The organism is Atopococcus tabaci DSM 17538, from assembly GCF_000429585.1.
Lineage (GTDB): Bacteria > Bacillota > Bacilli > Lactobacillales > Carnobacteriaceae_A > Atopococcus > Atopococcus tabaci.
Genome location: NZ_AUCD01000004.1, coordinates 35,669 through 52,082, shown reverse-complemented (window position 1 = coordinate 52,082; position 16,414 = coordinate 35,669). Strand labels below are relative to the sequence as shown.

At 47.1% G+C, this 16,414-nt stretch carries 17 protein-coding genes and 1 other annotated feature; of the genes, 16 read left to right on the top strand and 1 reads right to left on the bottom strand.

The features are described 5' to 3' along the window. The first annotated feature begins 28 nt into the window (after positions 1–28). Entirely contained in the window at positions 29–208 is a 180-nt protein-coding gene (gene secE / locus G470_RS0101810; protein WP_028273341.1) for a preprotein translocase subunit SecE, read from the top strand. A gap of 183 nt (positions 209–391) precedes the next feature. Further along, positions 392–943 (top strand): transcription termination/antitermination protein NusG, encoded by a 552-nt coding sequence (gene nusG / locus G470_RS0101805; protein WP_028273340.1) that lies wholly within the window; start codon positions 392–394, stop codon positions 941–943. Between the two features lie 62 nt (positions 944–1,005). On the opposite strand, the gene G470_RS0101800 is transcribed toward nusG, so the two are convergent. Beyond that, positions 1,006–1,776: an NRDE family protein gene (locus tag G470_RS0101800; RefSeq protein WP_028273339.1), complete on the bottom strand. Its 771-nt coding sequence runs from the start codon at positions 1,774–1,776 to the stop codon at positions 1,006–1,008. A gap of 179 nt (positions 1,777–1,955) precedes the next feature. On the opposite strand from G470_RS0101800, the gene G470_RS0101795 reads away from it, so the two are divergent. The 14 genes from G470_RS0101795 to G470_RS14350 all read left to right on the top strand — a co-directional run bounded on the left by G470_RS0101795 (position 1,956) and on the right by G470_RS14350 (position 16,249). Next, entirely contained in the window at positions 1,956–2,381 is a 426-nt protein-coding gene (locus G470_RS0101795) for a hypothetical protein (RefSeq protein ID WP_028273338.1), read from the top strand. A gap of 162 nt (positions 2,382–2,543) precedes the next feature. Beyond that, entirely contained in the window at positions 2,544–2,969 is a 426-nt protein-coding gene (gene rplK, locus G470_RS0101790) for a 50S ribosomal protein L11 (RefSeq protein ID WP_028273337.1), read from the top strand. 91 nt (positions 2,970–3,060) lie between these two features. Beyond that, positions 3,061–3,756, top strand: coding sequence for a 50S ribosomal protein L1 (gene rplA, locus G470_RS0101785; protein ID WP_028273336.1), 696 nt, complete (start codon positions 3,061–3,063; stop codon positions 3,754–3,756). 218 nt (positions 3,757–3,974) lie between these two features. Then, positions 3,975–4,103 (top strand) — a sequence feature (ribosomal protein L10 leader region). 49 nt (positions 4,104–4,152) lie between these two features. Further along, positions 4,153–4,656 (top strand): 50S ribosomal protein L10, encoded by a 504-nt coding sequence (gene rplJ, locus G470_RS0101780; RefSeq protein WP_028273335.1) that lies wholly within the window; start codon positions 4,153–4,155, stop codon positions 4,654–4,656. Positions 4,657–4,730: 74 nt separating this feature from the next. After that, the gene (gene rplL, locus G470_RS0101775; RefSeq protein WP_028273334.1) at positions 4,731–5,099 is read left to right on the top strand and encodes a 50S ribosomal protein L7/L12; all 369 of its coding nucleotides are present in this window, start codon (positions 4,731–4,733) and stop codon (positions 5,097–5,099) included. A 154-nt stretch (positions 5,100–5,253) separates the two neighbouring features. Continuing rightward, the gene (locus tag G470_RS0101770; protein WP_035444860.1) at positions 5,254–5,736 is read left to right on the top strand and encodes an LURP-one-related/scramblase family protein; all 483 of its coding nucleotides are present in this window, start codon (positions 5,254–5,256) and stop codon (positions 5,734–5,736) included. 213 nt (positions 5,737–5,949) lie between these two features. Further along, positions 5,950–7,302: a uracil-xanthine permease family protein gene (locus G470_RS12370; protein WP_051258365.1), complete on the top strand. Its 1,353-nt coding sequence runs from the start codon at positions 5,950–5,952 to the stop codon at positions 7,300–7,302. A 138-nt stretch (positions 7,303–7,440) separates the two neighbouring features. Then, on the top strand, positions 7,441–8,697 hold the full coding sequence (nagA, locus tag G470_RS0101760) for an N-acetylglucosamine-6-phosphate deacetylase (RefSeq protein WP_084172028.1): 1,257 nt from the start codon (positions 7,441–7,443) through the stop codon (positions 8,695–8,697). 28 nt (positions 8,698–8,725) lie between these two features. Continuing rightward, complete coding sequence (locus tag G470_RS0101755) at positions 8,726–10,303, top strand: PTS transporter subunit EIIC (RefSeq protein WP_028273331.1); 1,578 nt, start codon at positions 8,726–8,728, stop codon at positions 10,301–10,303. Between the two features lie 15 nt (positions 10,304–10,318). After that, positions 10,319–11,677: a class-II fumarase/aspartase family protein gene (locus G470_RS0101750; protein ID WP_028273330.1), complete on the top strand. Its 1,359-nt coding sequence runs from the start codon at positions 10,319–10,321 to the stop codon at positions 11,675–11,677. A 74-nt stretch (positions 11,678–11,751) separates the two neighbouring features. After that, positions 11,752–12,537 carry a carbohydrate deacetylase gene (locus tag G470_RS0101745; protein ID WP_028273329.1) on the top strand — a complete coding sequence of 262 codons (786 nt, stop codon included), beginning with the start codon at positions 11,752–11,754 and terminating at the stop codon, positions 12,535–12,537. Between the two features lie 112 nt (positions 12,538–12,649). Beyond that, positions 12,650–14,209: a BglG family transcription antiterminator gene (locus G470_RS0101740; protein WP_028273328.1), complete on the top strand. Its 1,560-nt coding sequence runs from the start codon at positions 12,650–12,652 to the stop codon at positions 14,207–14,209. 30 nt (positions 14,210–14,239) lie between these two features. Continuing rightward, a complete protein-coding gene (fumC, locus tag G470_RS0101735) occupies positions 14,240–15,604 on the top strand; it encodes a class II fumarate hydratase (protein ID WP_028273327.1) in 1,365 nt (454 codons plus the stop codon). Positions 15,605–15,640: 36 nt separating this feature from the next. Next, complete coding sequence (locus G470_RS14350; protein ID WP_028273326.1) at positions 15,641–16,249, top strand: class I SAM-dependent methyltransferase; 609 nt, start codon at positions 15,641–15,643, stop codon at positions 16,247–16,249. The last annotated feature ends 165 nt before the right edge of the window (positions 16,250–16,414 follow it).

Genomic DNA, 16,414 nt, shown 5'->3' with positions numbered 1-16,414 from the left:
GAATGAATGTGTTGTGAGGAGGATCGAAATGGGCAAAATTTCAACTTTTTTCAGTGAAGTAAAACAAGAAATGCAGGCGGTCGACTGGCCGAGCAAAAAGGACTTGCGCAAAAATACCTTTACGGTTGTCACAGTGGTGGCCATTTTTGCGGCATTTTTCCTTGGAGTGGACACAGCCATCACGTCCATCTTGAGTTTGTTGGGATAAGACAATCGACCAGGAATTCATTTTAAAACGATGGGTATCCGTGCTATAATGACGGAGAAATCAAACGACAGACGCTGAAACCTTCTGGATGCAACTAAAGAAGGTTTTTTTGTTAGTTTATAAAGGGTTGCGTTCTGCCTTCATACAGAATGAAAAAGCCAATTTAAGGGGAGACCAAACAACATGGAACAAATCGAAAGTCAAAAACAATGGTACGTATTGCACACGTACTCAGGGTATGAAAACAAAGTCAAACAAAACATCGAGTTGCGTGCAGCCAGCATGGGCATGGAAGAAAACATCTTCCGCGTCATCGTGCCTGAACAAGAAAAAACCGAAGTGAAAGACGGCAAAGAAAAAGTGAAGATGGAAAAAACATTCCCCGGATATGTCTTGGTGGAAATGATCATGTCGGATGAAGCATGGTACATCGTCCGGAACACTCCTGGAGTCACCGGATTTGTCGGCTCTCATGGCGCTGGAAGCAAACCGGCTCCCCTGTTGCCTGAAGAAGTGGATCACTTGCTCCGCAGCGAAGGCATCAACCCACGTCACCGCGACATGGATGTGGAACTCGGCGAACGCGTCACCATCAACGAAGGAGCCTTCAGCGGCATGGAAGGAACCATCACGGAGACGGAACCGGAAAAAGGGAAAGTCAAAGTTCTTGTGGAAATGTTCGGCCGTGAAACGACCGCGGAATTGGAATACGACCAAATCAGCAAGTTGGACTAAATTTAGCCTGCATACAAAAAATCGCCGTTCTTCCAAGAGAACGGCGATTTTTGCGAGCAGAGTCATTTTTCTAAACGGAAGGACTGCTTGGTCAGCTCCAACGGCCCTTCTTTTCCGTAGCGTTGCTCCGTCACGTTAACATGACCTTGTTTGTCCACCAGGATAACGGTGGTGGCAACTGTGCCGAATTCCCCTCCTGCGACAAATATGGAGGAGAACCGCTTGGCTTCTTCCACCGGCACACCTTTTGGAAAAGTGGAAAGGACAGGAGCCGGAGCGGTGTCTTGAAACAGCCGGATCAGCTCTTCTGGTTGGAGCGTGGAGTGATGGTCCAAGTAGTCCTGGACAAGCATTTCTCCCCGTTCTCTCCTATGGTATGAGACATCGTCCTCGGTATTGCTAACGCTGTGAAGCCCGGCCGGAAAATGTTCGCACGTTCCCGGGACGTTTGAATACAAGTACAGGTGATCCAAATCGCCGAAGAGCAGCCGGTATCCGTCGTAGTGCTTCCGTGTATCTTTCAACGTCAAAGCGTAATGCGCCGGGGAATCGGAGCGGGAAAGAAACTCGCGCACCAGCTCTCCTCTTGAGAGACTGTTGAGATCGGTCTGCCAGTCGGTGAAAGGGTGGTTCGTCAGTACAGCGAGCCGCCCTGAGCGGGAAATACCCAACCAGCCGCCCAACCTTTCCAAATCGCGTCCCGCCAGGATGTCAGGGGCGTCTTTCCAAAAATGAATCGGCAAGCTGGGACGGTCGTGGCGCTCATCCCGATTGGCGACCAGGACAAGAGGGTAGTCGGGGTGCGTTTTATATTGAAACACAATCAAGCACATCACAAAACTCCTTTCAGAAGTCGCTGAATGTTGGTTTAAGGCGGCGAAAAAATTCTCTTCATCCATTCTATCTTATGATTATGATAGTTAAAAAGGCTGTGAAACGCCAGTGGAGGAAACCGGAAGGAGTACATAAAAAAGCGAATAAACAAGTCCTTATAAAGAAAGGCGATGAGCGAATGGAACAATTATTATGGGCGGCAGTGGAAAGCATCAACCGCATCCTCGAGGGATTGACGCAGCTGCTGGAAGGCGTCATGCCGGGACGGGAAGTTCATTTTTGGACCATCGGACTGTTGGGAATGGGTTTCTTTTTGGTGGCTTATATTTTTATTAAGTTGTTTCGGAAACTGCCATTTGGAGATACTGTCCTTGCGCTGTTGGGAACGTTGGTGTTCGTCAGCGGCGCAGTGTTGGCCACCGGTCTGGACGATGTGGCAGCGGAGCAAGGGACAAGCATTTTAGCCATGGGAGCGGCTGGAATCACCGGCTTTTTCATCTTGTTCGCCCTCTACAGCATCTTGGCCTTTGTCTTTTACGCGGTGGCCAAAGCGGTCAAACGCTCCCTCCGCCGAAGAAAAGAAGCCAAAGGAATGGTTGAGTAAAAGAGTTGGAAACATAAATTGAAGAAAAAATAAAAAACACTTGCAATTTGTTGGGTAAGGTGTTATATTAACTCGGTACGTTTATAGGCGTATGAAACAAAGTGGGAGGGGAAATACTAGCCCCATTCAACCACTCACGGACTCATCAAGGAGGTATGTCTCGTGGCAAAGAAAGTAGTTAATGTCGTGAAACTGCAAATTCCTGCAGGCAAAGCAACTCCAGCTCCACCAGTTGGACCAGCTTTGGGTCAAGCTCAAATCAACATTATGGGATTCTGTAAAGAATTCAATGCTCGTACAGCTGACCAAGCGGGAATGATCATTCCGGTCGTTATTTCAGTATATGAAGACCGTTCCTTCACATTCATCACTAAAACTCCACCAGCTCCAGTTTTGTTGAAAAAAGCTGCAGGAGTAGAATCTGGTTCAGGCGAACCAAACAAGAACAAAGTAGCGACTGTTACTCGTGACCAAGTAAGAGAAATTGCTGAAACAAAAATGCAAGATCTTAACGCAGCAGACGTTGAAGCTGCAATGAGAATGGTCGAAGGTACAGCACGAAGCATGGGCTTCAACGTAACAGACTAATCGCACATGCTTCTGCACAGCTCCTGAAGTTTGCCGCTTAAGGAGCAGTGGGAGGTATAACCGTTAATACCACATAAGGAGGAAAACTAATATGGCAAAGAGAAGCAAAAAGTATTTGGACGCTTTAGCAAAAGTGGACAGACATAAAGAATATGATGCTGCTGAAGCAATTGCTCTCGTTAAAGAATTGGACTACTCCAACTTTGACGCGACAGTTGAAGTGGCTTACCGTTTGGGCGTTGACCCTAAAAAAGCGGACCAACAAATCCGTGGCGCAATGGTATTGCCGCATGGTACAGGTAAAACACAAACTGTTGTTGTGTTTGCCCGTGGTGAAAAAGCACGCGAAGCTGAAGAAGCTGGCGCAGACTTCGTTGGAGACACTGACTTGATCGAACGCGTTCAAGGCGGATGGTTCGACTTTGACGTTGTTGTTGCTACACCAGACATGATGGCTGAAGTCGGCCGTTTGGGACGCGTTTTGGGACCTAAAGGCTTGATGCCAAACCCTAAAACAGGTACAGTAACGATGGACGTGACAAAAGCTGTCAACGACATCAAAGCTGGACAAGTAACTTACCGTGTGGACAAAGCCGGTAACGTTCATGTTCCGATTGGTAAAGTATCATTTGACGAACAAAAATTGCGTGAAAACTGGGCAGCGTTGCACAACGTGTTGATGACTGCTAAACCAGCAAGCGCAAAAGGTGTTTACATGAAGAACGTTGCTGTTTCCAGCACGTTTGGACCAGGAGTTAAAGTAAGCCCCAGCACCGTTGTTGGATAATTAAAAAGAAAAGCGGAACAAGCCCGCTTCGGCCCCGCGAAAAATAGGAAATCATGCCCTGAATGAGCATACTGCGCAATGGGCTGATTTATCTTTTTTCGTGCGGGGTCGGGGCTTGGGACGCTAGACATCAGTAGTGAACGCTATCGATGTTTAGAAGAAATAAAAATTATTCTTGACCTGGTCGGATATGATTGTTATAATCGACCAGGTTAAGAATATCAATTACATTGATGCCGAAGACAGCAGGGGGCGCATGCCTTAATCAACCTGCCGAGGATGATGTGTGTATGTACACAACGATTCCCTCTATGTCTGCGGTGGCATGGAGGTTTTTCTTTTGCCCATAGATGGGGGAAGAGAGCTCCATTCAATCGATCAGGAGGTGAAACATCAATGAGTCAATCAGTTATCGAAAAGAAACAACAAATTGTTGAAGACCTTACGAAAAAATTCGAAGATGCTGCATCTGTTGTCGTCGTGGATTACCGCGGATTGACAGTGGACGAAGTAACGGATTTGCGTAAACAGTTGCGTGATGCTGGCGTTGAAATGCGCGTGTTGAAAAACACAATGTTGAGACGTGCGGCAGTGGCAGCTGGTTTGGAAGGTATGGACGACATCTTCAAAGGACCTACAGCTGTAGCGTTCAGTAACGAAGACGTTGTTGCTCCGGCTAAAATCATGGCTGACTTTGCTAAAGATGCAGAAGCATTGGAAATCAAAGGTGGCGTGATCGAAGGCAAAGTTGCATCCGCTGATGAAATCAACGCAGTTGCGAAATTGCCAAGCCGCGAAGGATTGCTTTCCATGCTATTGTCTGTATTGCAGGCGCCAGTCCGCAACACAGCATTGGCAGTCAAAGCTGTTGCCGATCAAAAAGACGGCGAAGCTGCTTAATGAACAACCGTTTCAGCTTGTCGGTTAAACAAGCCATATAAAAAACTACAAACATATAATGGAGGAAACAAAAAATGGCATTAGACATCGAAAAAATTGTCGCTGATTTGAAAGAATCTACAGTCATGGAATTGAATGACTTGGTTAAAGCGATCGAAGAAGAATTTGGCGTTACAGCTGCAGCTCCAGTTGCAGCAGCAGGTGCTGCAGGCGGCGCTGCTGAAGAAGAACAAACAGAATTCACAGTTGTCTTGAACGACGCTGGTTCTGCTAAAATCAAAGTTATCAAAGCTGTCCGCGAAGCTACAGGCCTTGGCTTGAAAGACGCAAAAGCTTTGGTTGACGGAGCTCCTTCAAACGTTAAAGAAAACGTATCTAAAGAAGAAGCTGAAGAATTGAAAGCTGCTATCGAAGAAGCTGGCGGTTCTGTAGAAGTTAAATAATTTCTACTTCTTGAAGAAGCCATCCGCTTCCCATTACGGGAAGTCGGGTGGCTTTTTTTGTGGTATGGGTTTATCTCGGAGAGCGGCTTTCGCATGAGGGGGAATTTCCGGTATACTGGTACAAAAGGGTGAACACCATTTGGAGGAGAGACGTATGCAGTATTACATCAAACAGCAATTGTTCTCGTGGAAGGACCGGTTCACGGTAAAAGACGCGAGAGGGAATGACCGCTATTTTGTTGAAGGGGAATTGTTTTCTTTTGCGAAAAAATTGAGAGTCTGGAATGCCGCTGATGAAGAAGTTTTGTACATCGAGCAGAAGTTATGGAATTGGCTTCCTACCTATCATTTGTACATAGACGGTATGGAAGTGGCGCAGGTGAAAAAAGAATTCACCTTCTTGCGTCCTCGGTACGCCATCAACGGGCCGGATTGGGATGTGGAAGGAAACGTATGGGAGCACAATTACACCATCCGGGAAAACGGAAGAGTCATTGCAGATATACGGAAAGAGTGGTTCACGTGGGGAGATTCATATGTTTTGAACATCCAGGATGAAGCGCACGCGGAGTTGGCGCTGGGTATCATCATCGTCATTGACTGTGTACTGGCTGCAAGCCAAAACGCTTCGTCTTAAATGACCTGTGTCTGCTGATTCTTTTTGAACGTTTATTGAAAACTGTTGTCAAAGCAGTCAAATCTTGATACAATATGCGAAGCAAAGTCCTTTAATGCAATCCCGTGAGGTTGCAAAGGGTAGAATCGAACAATTTGATCCCTACCTATAGGTCCTTTTGCGTAAAAAAACGAAAAGGGCATTTTTTATGCCCTGAGAGAGGGAGTATAAGGTATGGCAATCAATCAAAAGCCATTGATTTTGGATGTAGAAGACAAACCGTCTGTTGGGAGAGGGCTCTTGCTGAGTTTTCAGCACATCTTTGCGATGTTTGGAGCGACCATTCTTGTGCCGATAATTTTAGGCATGCCGGTGTCCGTGGCTTTGTTTGCAAGCGGAATGGGGACGCTGATTTATCAAGTGGCGACAAAAGCGAAAGTTCCGGTATACCTTGGCTCATCATTTGCTTATATCACGGCGATGGCTGTGGCGATGCAGCAGATGGGCGGAAACATCAGCGCGGCTCAAACAGGAGTCATGTTGGTCGGATTCGTCTATATCATCGCTGCCGCTTTGGTGAAAATGCTCGGAACCAAGTGGATTGACAAATTGCTTCCGCCGATTGTCATCGGTCCGATGATCATCGTCATTGGATTGGGGTTGGCTGGGTCAGCGGTGACGAATGCAGGGTTCGTTTCTGGAGGAGACACCAGAAACATCTTGGTTGCCTTGACGACTTTCTTGGTTACGGCGTTTGTCAACATCAAAGGAAAAGACTTCTTCAAAATCATCCCGTTCTTGGTCGGATTGACAGTCGGCTACGTTGTGGCGGCTCTCTTGGGATTGGTGGATTTCACACCGGTTTTGGAAGCGAACTGGTTGGAAGTACCGGAATTCTACCTGCCGTTTGAAACAGGCGTATTCAACAGTTATGACTTGTACTTCGGACCGGAAACGTTGGCGATTCTTCCTGTTGCGTTGGTCACCATCTCTGAGCACATCGGCGACCACACGGTTTTAGGAAAAATTGTCAATCGGGAATTTTTGAAAGAACCGGGACTGCACCGCACCTTGTTGGGAGACGGAATTGCATCTGCTGCATCTGCTTTCTTGGGCGGTCCTGCCAATACCACATACGGAGAGAACACTGGGGTCGTCGGCATGACCCGTATCGCGTCTGTATCGGTTATCCGTAACGCGGCGTTTATCGCCCTCGCTCTCAGCTTCTTCGGGAAATTCACTGCCTTGATTTCCACCATTCCTTCCGCAGTGCTTGGAGGGATGTCCATTCTATTGTACGGCGTCATCGCCAGTAACGGATTGAAAGTCTTGATTGAAGAACAGGTGGACTTCAACCGAGCGCGCAACTTGATCATTGCCAGCAGCATGCTGGTCTTGGGCTTGGGCGGCGCTGTCTTGGATTTGGGATTCGTCACTTTCTCTGGAACAGCATTGAGCGCACTGGCCGGCATTTTGTTGAATTTTATCCTTCCGCAAGAAGAGCCTTCCGTACCGCAGGAAGAGAAAGAACCAGTCAAGAAACAAGCCGCCCCAAGAATTTCCGGGCGGTTGAGCGAACAACATTAATCAATCAACCAAAAAACCTCGAACGAAAGAAAACTTTCGTTTGAGGTTTTTCTTCTTTATAAACAAAGATGAAAGGCATTTTTTGAACTAAAACAGTCTAATATTATGTCCTTGTCTACCCTATAAAAACATAATACTATGTATATAAGAAAAGTAAGCGCTTTAATAAAAGGAGATGCTTGGATGCTGTTCTATTCAGAAAGAATATATACTCCGGAAGGTTTCAGAACAGGATATTTGAAGGTGGAAGACGGAAAAATTGCCGGCATAGTCGAAGAGAGGGGATCTCAAGACGTCATCGATTACACAGATAAGATGATTGTACCGGGGTTCATCGATGTCCATATCCATGGGTGGGCAACTGGTTCGTTTATCCATCAAGGAGACAAACGGTCGCTGGAGAATATGTCAGAAGATTTGGTCCATATGGGAGTCACGTCTTATTTGGCCACAACCGGCACAGACAGTTTAGAAAAGTTGAAAAAGCAAGTATCGGAAGCCGACGCGTTCATCGAAGAATGGCAGCCTGAAAAAGGAGCTCAAGTGATAGGGGTTCATTTGGAAGGGCCGTTCATTAATGAAGAATACAAAGGAATGCAAAAAGCAGAATATTGCCTGCCGCCTTCGGTAGAAGTGGTGGACACACTATTGACAGAAGGGAAGGAGGGCATCGTCAAGTTGATGACTCTGGCTCCGGAATTGCCCGGAGCCAGAGAAGTGATTCACTACCTGCACCAAAAAGGCATTCAAGTGTCTGTCGGCCACAGCGCTGCTGAATTCGAAGACATCCAGCAGCTGAAGAAGTATGGACTGGGAGGCTTCACCCACACTTTCAGCGGCATGCGGGGGATGCACCACCGGAGGCTCGCTGTGGCCGGGGCGGCGATGTATTTTGATGATATGTACGCAGAATTCGGGAAGCAGACAGGACTCACCGTCAAACCGGAGGCATTTGCAATTGTTTATAAAATCAAAGGTCCAGATAAAGTGTTTCTGACCACCGACTGCACCGGTTTGGCACAAGCGGAAGAAGCTACTTATCACTATATTCGTCAAGCCACCTTTGAACCGGAAGGCAAAAACGAAGTAAAAGTGACGCATGACGATGGGCGGGTCGAACGGTTTGACAAGTCTGACTACGACAGCGTAAAAGACATTGAATTGGGCTTCCTCAGTTCGGTGCAGAACGTGGTCAAAAACATCGATGCTTCTGTGGGCGAAATCGTCAAAATGGCTTCAGAGAATCCTGCCAAATATATCGGCGTCTACGATCAAAAAGGATCGATCGAGCGTGGGAAAGACGCGGATTTTATTGTGGTGGATGGAGATTGGAAGTTGTATGACACGTATATCCAAGGAGTAAAACAACCGGTCAACCAGGAGAAGAACGTATAAAAGGAGAACATACAGGAGGGAATACATTATGTGGGAAAGATTCAAAGACCAAATACAAGTATTTGGGCGATCGCTGCTGTTGCCTATTGGAATTATGGCACCGGTAGGAATGTTGATGGGGCTCATGGGGGCCTTTACGCAATCATATATGATTGAGCAATTCCCGTTTTTAGGAAATGAAACACTGCAGCTCATTTTGAGAAGCACCCAACAAATCTCAAGCATCATCTTCAGCAACATCCCTGTCTTGTTTGCGATGGGTGTGGCTTACGGGATGGCCAAACACGAAAAAGGAATCGCCGTGTTTGCCTCCATCGTCAGTTATCTGACCTTGCTGATCACGATGAACGTGTACCTCAATGCCACCGGGAACTTAGCCGATTCTGAAATCATGGGAGAATTAGGCCAGGGCATGGTGCTGGGGATACAGACACTGAAAGTCGATGCGGCGGGAGGGATCATCTCGGGGCTTTTGGCTGCCAAGTTGACAGATCGTTTCTATCGTCTGCAGCTTCCGTTGGCCTTCGCGTTTTTCGGCGGGAAAAAATCCGTTTTGATTCTGTCGTTCTTGTGCACCATTCCCATTGGACTGGTGGTTCCGTTTATTTGGGGAGGTTTCACGCGGATGCTGATCGGAATTTCTCCGATAATGATGAACCCGACATTCGGTCCAGGAGTGTACCACTTCTTGAACCGGGCCTTGATTCCGTTTGGTCTTCACCACGTCTTGTCTTCAGTGGTTCGTTTCACTGAAGCGGGAGGGGTCTGGATGATTGACGGAGAATCGTATGTGGGAATCCTCAATGCCATGAACAAAGTGCTGTTCGAACTAGGACCGACTCACGAAGCGTGGGGAAGAGTCATGCCGCAAATCAGTCCTTACTTGGCGCCGGGGCAGATGCTCACCACGTTGTTCCGTATTCCGGCGATTGGGCTGGCGATGTACCACACTGCGTATAAAGACAACAAACAGATCGCAAAAGGAATCATTTTAACTGTTGTATTGACCGCGTTTTTAGGAAATATCACTGAGCCGATGGAATTCTCGTTCATGTTCATTTCTCCTGTTTTATATCTGATTTATATTGTGATGTGTGGACTGACGGTCATTCCGATGAGCTTCTTGGACATCCGTATGGGATACATCCGGGGAACAATCTTTGACTTCGGAATCTTCGGGTTGCTCTATGAAAACACGAACTGGTTCAACCTGGTCTTGCTGGGAATCGCCAACTTCGTCATCTTCTACTTCGCTTTCCGTTTCTTGATTGTGAAACTGGATGCGAAAACACCGGGACGTGAAGATGTGGACCGTGACGTGACGTTGTTGAATGAAAAACGGTATGGGGAAATTGCCGCATTGGTGATTGAATCGTTAGGTGGAAGAGAAAACATTGTGGATGTGGACAACTGTGTTTCTCGCTTACGTATTGATTTGAAAGACCAAAAGCTGGTCGATGGAGAGAAACTGAAAGGATCGGGAGCTTCAGGAATTTTCTTCCCTAAAAAGAACCACATTCATGTAGTGTTCGGGCCGCACGTGGAATTCGTCCGGAACGAAGTGGATGATTACTTGGTTGGAATTGGCAGGGAAAGTACGGTATAAGAAAGGGAAGAGAATATGAGAGCTTTTTATGACTCAAAAAGTAAAACAATTGATGACAGAGGCATACGGGAACTGCTGGAAGAAAAGACCAAATACAAAGCGTGGCTGAAAATTGAGGCTGCGCTGGCCAAGGCGCAGGCGGAACAAGGATTCATCCCTGAAGAAGCGGCGCAGCAAATTGAAGAATCCGCCAAGGTGGAAAACATCGACTTTGAAGAGATGGACCGGATTTACCGGGAGATCGGCCATGGTTTCGTCCCGTTTTTGAAAGTGCTGGTGAAAGCTTGTCCAGAAGACAGCGGGAAGTATGTCCACTACGGGATCACGACACAGAATGTCCAGCAGAGCGGGCAGTTGTATGTCATGAAACAAATCCATGCAAAATTCTTGAAGCTGTGCGGAGAGATTTTGAATAATTTATCTGAACTGGCAAAAGAACATGCACACACGGTGATGCCTGGAAGAACGCATGGCCGACACGCGACCCCGATTACCTATGGTTACAAGGTCTCAGCGTGGATCAGCGAATTTTTGGACAGTGTCGAACGCCTCAAAGAATCTGAAAAACGTGTCTTCCGCATTATGATGGGCGGAGCAGTCGGAACGTTCAGCACGATGCCGGAAGTCGGTCCTGAAGTACAAGAGCGTGTGGCCGAATTACTGGGAATGTACCCGATGGACGTTCCTTCCCGGAATATCAACACACACAAATTGGAGTACATGACGAATTTGTCGCTGCTTGCCAATGTGTGCCACAAGATGGCGGAGGAAGTTTACCAAACGAGTCTGGAAGAAATCGCGGAAGTATCGGAAGGTTTCAAAGAAGGAACCGTCGGAAGCAGCACCATGCCGCACAAAATCAACCCGAAATTGGCCAAAGGGATCATCGCGAACTCACAAAAACTGTACTCGCTGCCGGGAGTCGGTTCGTATTCTTCCGTCCGCCCGTACGAAGGGGACAGCAGTCAGTACATGTTGTTCGATGGGTTGTTGGAAGAATCGCTTCAGCTGATGACGGAAATCCTGTTGCGGTGTGAAGAATTGACGCGTACGCTGCATCCTCACAAAGACCGGATGCTGGAAAATGCGTTGCGGAATAAAGGCTTGGACAACAGTGAATATGTGATGATGGAAATGGCGAAAAAGCTAGGAAAAGATCAAGCGCACTCTTTGGTCTACGATATCGCGATCAAAACGGCTGCGTATGGAGAGGATTTCTATACAAACCTGAAAGCGAATGAGTTGATTGCAGAAAACTTTACGGACAAAGAGTTGAAAGAACTGATCGATCCTAGAAGCTATATCGGCTTGGCACCCGAGCTGGCGGAAAAAATGGCTTTAAAAGCGGCTGAAAAGGCCGAAACACTACTGTGAACATAGAAAAAGCCGCCCGGTGTGGCGGCTTTTTCGGTATTCATTCAAGAAGCTAAACGGTGAGGAGAAGGACAATGACAAAACTAATCATCAATGCCGACGATTTCGGTTATTCCAAAGGCATTAATTATGGAATCATGGAGTCACACCTGAATGGAGCGGTAACCTCTACAACGATGATGGCAAACATGCCCGGGTTGAAACATGCGCTGCGTTTGATGGACGAGCTGCCGGATTTGGGGATCGGCGTCCATCTGTCGCTTACGATGGGCAGGCCGGTGATCGATCGTGTCGACCAGCTGGTAGATGAAAAAGGGGTCTTCAAATCAAGAAAGTACTATCACACGCACACAGCGGATTTGGACCAGCTTTACGAGGAATGGAAAGCGCAGATCGAAAAGCTGCTTCGCTTGGGTGTACGGCTGACGCACATCGACTCCCATCACTATATGCATGCGCTCAAAGAACATTTGGCCGTCACGGAGCGCTTGAGCGAAGAGTACCACTTGCCGGTACGGACTTATCAAGATGCACGGAAGCGAGCGGAGCGACCATCCAACTTTCCGGCGGAAGATTTTTGGAACTTATTTAATTACCCGCCGATGAAAGACATGACTCATCCGTACAAAGCGGTGGAAGAGCAACTGATGTCCATACTGATCCAAGATGCCCAACACTACCGTCAGTACGGATTAGTGGAAGCCAGCTGTCATCCGGGATATATTGATACAGAAGTGTACTACCAATCATCTTTCCATCTGCCGCGGATGCGGGAAGTGAAAATACTGACAAGCGGCTCATTCAAGGAACTCTTGGATAGGTACGGATACGAGCTGTGCCACTATGGTCACATAAGCTGACCCTCCAGTCGGGCGGTTCCTCTGACGACACGTTGACAAACGGACAGAAAAACTCTACCTTATACAATAAGGGGAGTTTGACAGCGCTGTCAAAAAAGGAGAGACTTGTGGAGTGGTAGTGACAGAATTTGATTTGAGATTAGCCAATTATGTGCAGGACAAGGGACGGATCGATTTTGAGACCTGCGAATCCTTGTTTGGAAAAAGCAGGTCTTCAATGAAACGCAGCATTTATACGTTGAATGAATACCTGCCGGAATCTTTGCACTTCAGCATCAGCAATCATGAGATGAAAACGCATATGACTTACGCCGATTTCTCCAATCTGTGTGCACGCTTGACTCTGGAGGACTATTCCACTTCGGTAGACGAACGGTTGATGCTCGTCGTGTGCTATGCGTTTTTTCGGGGAATTGTCAACATGACCCAAGTCTATACGGAATTAAATTTAAGTGTGTCCACCAAAAAGAATGATCGGAAAGAACTGGGCAGTATGCTGGAAGGCAAAGGCGTCCGCATCGTCAACCGTCACCGTCGGGGAATCGAACTGTTGGGAAATGAACGTTTCCAACGGATGTATGTGGCCAGAAAATTGATTTCAGTCATCGAATTGAATGAACACGATGCATTCGTTCCTCGAAAAGCCAACACCCCTGTCCAGAAGCTGCTGTACGAAGTATTCGAAGAGCACCTCGCCGAGTATCATGAAGAAGTGAAGGCGGAGCTGGAGAAATTCTTTAGACAATCTGCCGCGTCGGTTGATTATGCATCAAAAAAGTTTCTCTATATCCATTATGCCATCAGCATAATGCGCATCAATAAAGGCCATCAGATAAAAACAGCCTTGAAAGACATGCCGGAAGTGCCTCGTTACAACCTGCTGCCTGTAAAAAAAGACAGCCAGTACTTAGATTACTTGATTGCTTCATTAAACTACAAAGAACCGATTGAATTTCCCACCAACGAGACTATAAAAGAGATGACCCACTGTTTAATCAAGTGGATTGAAGAAAACATGGATTTTCAGATTTTTACTTTAGAAAACTTCTTCAACGAAATGTATGCCTATTTGTACAAATGCCAGATAAAAAACAAACTGGACTACTTTTTTTACGACGATAAATTGGACAATACAAAGAAAGAATTTCCAGGGCTGTTTCGTGTCATTCAAAAAGGGACCGACCTCCTGGCCGACCGCTACGACTTCCGTTTGACGGAACACCAAGTTTCTGTCATCTGCTTGATGGCAGAAACCTATCTGATGCAGAACCGGCTGGTCAGAAAAAACAATCCGAAAATCCTCATCATCACCAATTCTTCTGTGGAAAAAGTTAAATTTTTCTTGGAAGCCTTAAGCCAGCACGTCGGATACGAAATGGTCTCCTATTTGACAATCAATGAGCTGTATAAGTTGAATCAATTGGACTTCGATGCGATTTTGACCTTCTCGAACAGAATCACCGTTTTATTGAATGAGCTCGGATGGGAAAGCATCAAATTGAACTTTTACCTCACGACGGAAGACATCAAAAAGTTATTGGATAATGGATTCACCAGTAATAGAAACAGAAAAGTGCTGGCGGAAGAAGTGGTGGATGAGCTGCTGGAAAAACACACCAAAGAAGAAATGATCCGGCATTTGAGAGAACGATTCCCTGATTTTGTGCTGTGAAAAAGAGAGGAACACAAGGATGTGTAATGGATGAAGAAACGAATCGAAGAAGATGCATTCGGAAAAGTAGCCGTACCGATGGACCGGATGTGGGGCGCGCAGACTCAAAGGAGCAAAGATAATTTTCCGATCGGGACGGAAAAAATGCCCGAAGAGTTGATCACTACCTATGCGTTAGTGAAAAAAGCGGCTGCAACGACCTATGCGGACTTGGGGGAACTGGATGCGCAAAAAGCAAAAGCCATCTGTGAAGCGTGTGATGAGATAATAGAAGGAGAATGGGAGGACGAATTCCCATTGCCAGTTTGGCAGACAGGCAGTGGAACGCAGACGAACATGAACCTCAATGAAGTGATTGCGCACATCGCCAACGCCAAAAAGGGTGCAGACTGGATTCACCCCAATGACGATGTCAACAAAGGGCAAAGCACAAACGACACCTTCCCGACGGCGATGCATCTTTCGGGTGCGCTCTTGATCCAGCGTCGGTTGTTGCCGATTTTGGAAGACGTACAGAAGACGTTGGAAACATTAGAAGAAGCACACGAATCAACGATCAAAATCGGACGAACGCATCTCCAGGATGCCACACCAATCACATTCGGGCAAGAAATCAGCGGATGGCGGGAAATGATGCGCCAAAACGCACAGATGATTCAAGATTCTTTGCGCTACCTTTTGCAACTGCCGATCGGCGGGACAGCGGTAGGGACGGGGTTGAACACCCATGCAGAGTTTGCTGAAAAAACCGTCAGCAGATTGGCGGGATGGACAAAGCTGGACTTCAAGGAAAGTTCGAATAAATTCCATGGCTTATCCAGCAAAGACGCGTTTGTCCACGTGCATGGCGCGTTGAAAGCTTTGGCGGCAAACGCATTGAAGATGGCCAACGATATCCGCTGGCTGGCGAGCGGTCCTCGAAGCGGGCTAGGAGAAATCAGCATTCCGATAAATGAACCCGGCAGTTCCATTATGCCGGGCAAAGTGAATCCCACTCAAGCGGAGGCGCTGAGCATGGTATGTGTGCAAGTGATGGGAAACGACACTGCCGTTGGAGTGGCCGCCTCCCAAGGGAACTTTGAATTGAATGTGTACATGCCGGTGATCATTCATGCCTTTTTACAGAGCATCCGATTGCTCAGTGACAGTTTGGACAGCTTCAATAAAAGATGTCTGGCGGGAATAGAAGCGGAAGAAGAAGCAATGTCCCGTTTGGTAGAGCAGTCTGTGATGCTGGTGACGGCCTTGTCTCCCCACATTGGATACGACAACGCCAGCCGTATCGCAAAAAAAGCGCATAGAGAACAACTCACCTTAAAAGAAGCAGCTGTTCGTTCGGGCCTGCTGACAGCTGAAGAATTTGACCGCTACACAGACCCCGGTAAGATGGTATAATGGAAGAAGAATCTTAAAGGGAAAGAGGGCATCAGCATGTCTGAACATTACTATACGAAAGATCCGAAAACGAAAAGCAATCCGGTGACGTGGGAAACCACGTTGGATGAGAAGACGTTTCGGTTTACGTCGGACAGCGGGGTCTTTTCAAAAGAACGCGTCGACTTTGGTTCGCGTTTAATGATTGAATCCGTCGATTTGAGCGATTATCCAGAAGGTGACCTGTTGGATGTTGGATGCGGATATGGACCGATCGGGTTGGCCCTTGCGGCAAAAGATAAAAACCGGACTGTGGAGATGGTGGACATCAATCAGCGGGCTCTCGATTTGGCGGCAGGGAATGCGGCATTGAACGGAATCACCAATGTCAAGATTCATCCATCGAACCTTTACGAATCCGTCGAAGGCTGCGAGTTTGCGGGGGTGTTTTCCAATCCGCCCATCCGTGCAGGGAAACAATTGGTGCATCAAATTCTGGAGGAGGCGAGCCGGTACCTGAAACCGGATGGGTATTTGACCATCGTCATCCAAAAGAAACAAGGGGCACCAAGCGCACGCAAGAAGATGGAAGAAGTGTTCGGGAATGTCGAACGCATTGCATTGGAAAAAGGGTACTGGATTCTTCAAAGTCAGAAACAAGCATAAAAGGACAGTGAATCAACTTTTTCTAAAAAAGTTCCAGAACGAGTTGACAAATAAGAATAGATGCTGTAAACTTTATAGACGCTATTAATGTATGAGGGGAACTGTGTCCGAAATATTGTCCGGGCGGAGTTCAAAGGAAAAGCAAAAGAAAAGTGGATGTTGGTC

What these genes read in the sequence shown, in the direction of transcription:
- secE (WP_028273341.1), top strand. Translation starts at nt 29, where the DNA reads ATGGGCAAAATTTCAACTTTTTTCAGTGAAGTAAAACAAGAAATGCAG.
- rplL (WP_028273334.1), top strand. Translation starts at nt 4,731, where the DNA reads ATGGCATTAGACATCGAAAAAATTGTCGCTGATTTGAAAGAATCTACA.
- rplJ (WP_028273335.1), top strand. Translation starts at nt 4,153, where the DNA reads ATGAGTCAATCAGTTATCGAAAAGAAACAACAAATTGTTGAAGACCTT.
- G470_RS0101745 (WP_028273329.1), top strand. Translation starts at nt 11,752, where the DNA reads ATGACAAAACTAATCATCAATGCCGACGATTTCGGTTATTCCAAAGGC.
- fumC (WP_028273327.1), top strand. Translation starts at nt 14,240, where the DNA reads ATGAAGAAACGAATCGAAGAAGATGCATTCGGAAAAGTAGCCGTACCG.
- G470_RS0101770 (WP_035444860.1), top strand. Translation starts at nt 5,254, where the DNA reads ATGCAGTATTACATCAAACAGCAATTGTTCTCGTGGAAGGACCGGTTC.
- G470_RS0101800 (WP_028273339.1), bottom strand. Translation starts at nt 1,776, where the DNA reads ATGTGCTTGATTGTGTTTCAATATAAAACGCACCCCGACTACCCTCTT.
- rplA (WP_028273336.1), top strand. Translation starts at nt 3,061, where the DNA reads ATGGCAAAGAGAAGCAAAAAGTATTTGGACGCTTTAGCAAAAGTGGAC.
- G470_RS0101750 (WP_028273330.1), top strand. Translation starts at nt 10,319, where the DNA reads ATGAGAGCTTTTTATGACTCAAAAAGTAAAACAATTGATGACAGAGGC.
- G470_RS14350 (WP_028273326.1), top strand. Translation starts at nt 15,641, where the DNA reads ATGTCTGAACATTACTATACGAAAGATCCGAAAACGAAAAGCAATCCG.
- G470_RS0101795 (WP_028273338.1), top strand. Translation starts at nt 1,956, where the DNA reads ATGGAACAATTATTATGGGCGGCAGTGGAAAGCATCAACCGCATCCTC.
- G470_RS0101755 (WP_028273331.1), top strand. Translation starts at nt 8,726, where the DNA reads ATGTGGGAAAGATTCAAAGACCAAATACAAGTATTTGGGCGATCGCTG.
- nusG (WP_028273340.1), top strand. Translation starts at nt 392, where the DNA reads ATGGAACAAATCGAAAGTCAAAAACAATGGTACGTATTGCACACGTAC.
- G470_RS12370 (WP_051258365.1), top strand. Translation starts at nt 5,950, where the DNA reads ATGGCAATCAATCAAAAGCCATTGATTTTGGATGTAGAAGACAAACCG.
- nagA (WP_084172028.1), top strand. Translation starts at nt 7,441, where the DNA reads ATGTATATAAGAAAAGTAAGCGCTTTAATAAAAGGAGATGCTTGGATG.